Origin of the sequence: Streptomyces sp. AcH 505 (assembly GCF_000818175.1) — a bacterium.
Taxonomy (GTDB): Bacteria; Actinomycetota; Actinomycetes; order Streptomycetales; family Streptomycetaceae; genus Streptomyces.
Genome location: NZ_JTIY01000002.1, coordinates 592,162 through 593,067, shown reverse-complemented (window position 1 = coordinate 593,067; position 906 = coordinate 592,162). Strand labels below are relative to the sequence as shown.

The 906-nt window shown below is 74.4% G+C and carries 1 protein-coding gene; it reads right to left on the bottom strand.

The genetic code is table 11. From position 1 onward, the window contains the following. Window positions 1-906 (bottom strand): AAA family ATPase (locus tag HY68_RS32785; RefSeq protein ID WP_041998699.1); only part of this gene is annotated, 906 nt, incomplete at both ends.

Sequence of the window (906 nt, the reverse complement as noted above, 5' to 3'; positions counted from 1 at the left end):
CGCCGCGACCGTCTCCCGCCACAGCCGGGCGGCCTCGTGCGGGGCGGAGCGGCGCTCGGCACGTTCGGCGGCGGCGCGGGTGTAGTGCGCGGTACGGGCGCCGGGCGCGCGGCTGCCGGCCCGCAGCAGATGGTGGGCGATGGCCATGACGTCGTCGGGCCGCACCTCTTCGATGATCCCGGCGACCGACGCGTGCCACCGGGCGCGGCGGGCGAGCGCGATGTCGTCGTACAGCGTCTCGTGCACCAGGGCGTGGGTGAAGCGCAGCCGGTCCGCGTCCCGCTCGACCAGAAACCCCGCGAGGAGCGCGGATTCGACGGTGTCCAGGACGAGTTGTTCGTCGCCTGCGAGCGGGATCAGCAGGTCGAGATCAATCTCGGGTCCGATGACGGCGGCCTGCCGCAGCTGGGTCCGCGCCGTCCCGGTGAGTGCGGCGAGCCGGTGGCGGATGGTTTCCCGTACGCCGGGCGGCACGGTGTGCAGCCCCGCTTCGCCCTCGCTCTCCCAGAGGCGGGTGAGTTCCCTGACGAAGAAGGGGTTGCCGGCGCTGCGTTCGTGGATGAGACGCGCGGCGTCGGGGGTCATCGCGCGGTCGGCATGGGTGCCGTCGCTACGGGCCCCGTCGGTGAGCGCCCGGACCAACTCCCGTACCCGCGGCTCGGGCAGGCCGCCGAGATAGATCCGGGCGGGCTCGGCGCGGGCGGTGCGCCCCAGCGCATCCGTCAGGGCCGCCGAGGTCTCGGTCGTCCGGTAGGTGCCGACGATCAGCACGGGGCCGGTGTCCGGGTCCGTGGCGAGCGCGGTCAGCAGGGCCAGTGTCTCCTCGTCCGCCCAGTGCAGGTCGTCGAAGACCAGCAGAACCGGGGCGCGCGCCGCGACCGTGGCCAGATACGCCACGGCGGCGCG